General features: G+C 41.8%; 4 protein-coding genes. All 4 read right to left on the reverse strand.

The annotated features are described in order from the left end of the window. Positions 1 to 502: 502 nt before the first annotated feature. Entirely contained in the window at positions 503 to 1,411 is a 909-nt protein-coding gene (locus tag AC6F75_RS10965; RefSeq protein ID WP_500715060.1) for a DUF5777 family beta-barrel protein, read from the reverse strand. A 6-nt stretch (positions 1,412 to 1,417) separates the two neighbouring features. Then, on the reverse strand, positions 1,418 to 1,960 hold the full coding sequence (locus AC6F75_RS10970; RefSeq protein WP_500715061.1) for a YceI family protein: 543 nt from the start codon (positions 1,958 to 1,960) through the stop codon (positions 1,418 to 1,420). Between the two features lie 3 nt (positions 1,961 to 1,963). Then, a complete protein-coding gene (locus AC6F75_RS10975) occupies positions 1,964 to 2,386 on the reverse strand; it encodes an OB-fold protein (RefSeq protein ID WP_500715062.1) in 423 nt (140 codons plus the stop codon). Between the two features lie 35 nt (positions 2,387 to 2,421). After that, positions 2,422 to 3,610 (reverse strand): fibronectin type III domain-containing protein (locus AC6F75_RS10980; protein WP_500715063.1); only part of this gene is annotated, 1,189 nt, incomplete at its 5' end.

Consider the following 3,610-nt stretch of genomic DNA (forward strand, 5'->3'; position numbering starts at 1 on the left):
CATTTGAAGAAGCCCCGGGAGGGTTTTATGATCAGGAGATGGCCGATAAACTGGTGAAACACCTCTTTGCCCCCCGCAATGCCATGGACCCGGCTGAAGCATACAGAAAGTTCAGGGGAAGGGATGCCACTATCGATGCGCTGATGCGTGACAGGGGCTTCCCCGTTCCTGAGAATTGATTTTTAATATTTTACACTTTAAAAAGACCGTACTTGTTGCGGTCTTTTTTTATTCTTGGTACTTTGTTCTCCCTTTATAGTCACTCCCCCTACTTTTGTCACGCCGACGAAGGAGGGGTCGCACTCGAGTAAGCACGAGCTGTTGAGCCATTTGACAATCGCAAATGAATTAAAACTCTAGTTTTTGATTGACGAAATCCCCGCTTTTGCGGGGATAGGGTGTGAGCAACAGAACCTGAGCAACAAGGTGCGATCCTGCCTGCCGGCCAGACAGGTCCTCGCTACGCTTCGGAATGACAAAATAGAAAGGAGTCGTTTTAAAACTACCAATCACCTGCATCCTCATCTTCCGGGATTTTGTGTTTTTTCATATGAAAAGCCCTTGAGATGTTAAACCCAAAATGAATGTCGCCATTAAAAAAGTCGGAGGTGGTTTCTGTGATAAACGCCTTTTCAATCATAGTGTTGGCGTTTGAAAACATGAGTTGAAACACATGGCCACCGGTTTCAATATCCAGTGCAATGGCAAAAGCGTTTTTGGTGTCAACAGACTTCAGCGGATTTGCGTTATAAAAATATTCTGAATTGATTGAAATTCGCCTGCTCACTTTAAACCGCATTCCGGCACCCAGTGCAAAAATGCCGTGGGGGTCTTCTTCTACTCTCACTGAATTCCTGTGAATGTATGTAGGGGTAATTTGTAAACTGAACTTCTCATTAAACTTGCGTGCTATAAGTACCTGTGAGGTGTAAAAAAGTCGGTCTTCAAAGCTTGGCTTGTTTTCCGGTTGATAGTCTTTGAGTGTCTTTCGGGCAATACTTCCAAAAAGGGAAACGCTCACGGGTATGGGCTTGTCTCCCATACGTTGTTTCAGGAGTTTGTATTTGATAAAGCCGTCATAGGTCTTTTCAAATGAACTTCTTCCCAAGCCTAACATAATATTATCAGTGAGGCCATATTCCAAAGCCATTCTGATGTTTGACTGGTCTAAGCCAAAAAGTTCCTCTACCCCGTCGCTTATTTTACCAAACCGGTGTGAGATAAAAAATTCGAGGATGCCTTCTTTTCGGTTTTCTATGGAATGCCCGTTGATGATCCTCGTGCCATTAAATGTGGATTGCACAAACGGGTCTTCATTTGGAGACTCTTTTTCTAATATGTCCATGAGGTCCTGCCCCGGACATAAAAGAGGGGTTATGAATACAAATAAAACAAGTAAACGTTTTTTCATAGTTGATTATTGATAAGGTTCATGGGTAAAGTGAAAACTGACTTCCACTTCCCGGGCAATGTTTCTACGTACGATTGCGGGAATCTTGATATTGTAATCTGCAACGGTGACCATAAACTTGCCCCGAAGTACTATAGCATTCGGTTCCAGACTGATTCTGCTTTCAATGATTGTGGGATGGGTGGCGTCTTTAATAGTCAGGTCGCCATGAATTACGGCTACTGTTACATCTCCGTTTTTAATGGCATCCAGGTTGGTGATTTTACCGCTAAAAAATGCTTTGGGATATTTGTCAGATTCTACATAATTCTCATTGAAATGTTCCTGCATCAACGCTTTTTCAAAAGTAAAAGACTTCATCAGCATCGATATGGCAATTTCGCCGGTATCAAAATCCAAGATACTCAACACCTGATTATTGTCGGCTTTAATGTCTTCTACAGGTGTATGTGAATAGAATGAGACATACCCTTGACGGGTAAAATATTGTTCCTGTGCATGTACAGGGAAAACAGCCGTTAAGAATAAAACAAATAGTATAATTTTCATTTTTTAGTCAACAATTACAGACCTGACAAGCATAACATCCATAAGATAACCTGTACAAATCCCTTTTACGGTAATGGTCTCGCCCTTTTCAATGCGAAGCACCTTTTTGTTTTGTGAAGGTTCCATGGTACAAACAACCGTTCCTATTGCCCCTGTAGCACTCAGGATGATCATACTGTTGCCGTTTGCGATATTAATTTTTGAGACAACTCCTTCAACCTGAATGATATTGTCGAGATATTTTTCATTGGCCTGCTGTTCATCTGATTCAAATTCGGAAATCAACTGTCCGGCAGTAACAACATATTCCGGGCTGGCTTCCAGCACGTTGGCATGGGGCTTGTTATACAATTTTATAAATACAAAAGAAACGGCCAAAATACCTATAAGAATCACAATTCCTGTAATGTATAATGCCCGTTTCATTTGTTGTCTTTCTTTTAAAAATTTAATTGTGCGTATTATTTTTTGATGATTCTAAAGGCTTTCACTACACCGCCTTCAAAAGTGGCTTTAAGCAGATAGATGCCTTGTGACAGGTCAGACAAATCAAGTTGAACCGATTGTTGGTTGTCCTGGCTTAGCACGACCCTTTGTCCTTTTATAGTAAAGACTTCCACACGCTCTATAATAGTGTGGGCCTCAAGTGTCAGTATTCCTGATGTTGGGTTTGGATAATAATTTAGCTCAATCCATTCGTTATCCTGAACATTTAAGACAGCTGTAGTAAAGGTCACCATTTCAGGGTCACTTAATACAAGAGGGGTCATGTTACACACCGAAGCCATATACAGGTCATAAGTAGTGTCAGGCTGAAGTTGATCAATCATAGCTGACGTAGTACCAACCATATAAAGCTCTTCAGCAACGTGATTGTCCACAAAAGGAACATCGCCCGTAAGCACAATAATAGCCCCATAACCTTGAACATTACCGGTGTTTACGGGTTCTGTCCAACTGAATGATACAGTGGTTTGGGTAACACTGTCTACAGCTAAGTTTGTTATTGCTTCACATTCTTCTTCATCGGTTGTAAGGTGCAACGGTGTTGAAAAATCGCTTTCGTTACCCATATCGCATAGGGTTTTTACATAGGCTTGATACATGGTATCGGGCGTGAGTCCTGTTGCTGCTGCAGTGGTTACCCCTGTAGCCACGGTTCCCTGATCTACCGGCGGGTCTGTATTAGGGTCGTCTCCCATATTCATCACTACCCAGGCATATCCACCTACTTCGTCAGGTGAAGCTGTCCATGAAAAATCGGCTGTGGTGTCTGTTACGTTGGTTAACGCAAGATTGGTTGGGGCATCACATGTTGTGGTTCCCGCAGGAATCACTTCAATGGTATAATCCTCTACCTGTCCAAAGTTTTGAGTTATTGAACATGGGTCAGTAACAAATCCGTTGGGAACCTCATATACTTTAAAAACTCTCATCCGAGTTTGTCCTAATGTAGCCCCAATAGGGACAGAAATTACTCCAGTAGCTTGTTGCCCATCAGTTCCGGTGGAATTTATAATACTTCCTATTTGATATATTTCACCTGCATCATCCAATTGGTCGTTTTGATTCCAATCAATAAACACAGTAAAGAAATTTTCCCAATTACCATCAGTATTTCCTTCCAACGCTATAGTATAATTTCCCCCT

The sequence above is a fragment of the Planktosalinus sp. genome (genome assembly GCF_059864935.1).

Bases quoted from the DNA above. Each gene is read 5' to 3' on its own strand.
- AC6F75_RS10965 (WP_500715060.1), bottom strand. From the start codon at position 1,411: ATGAAAAAACGTTTACTTGTTTTATTTGTATTCATAACCCCTCTTTTA.
- AC6F75_RS10970 (WP_500715061.1), bottom strand. From the start codon at position 1,960: ATGAAAATTATACTATTTGTTTTATTCTTAACGGCTGTTTTCCCTGTA.
- AC6F75_RS10975 (WP_500715062.1), bottom strand. From the start codon at position 2,386: ATGAAACGGGCATTATACATTACAGGAATTGTGATTCTTATAGGTATT.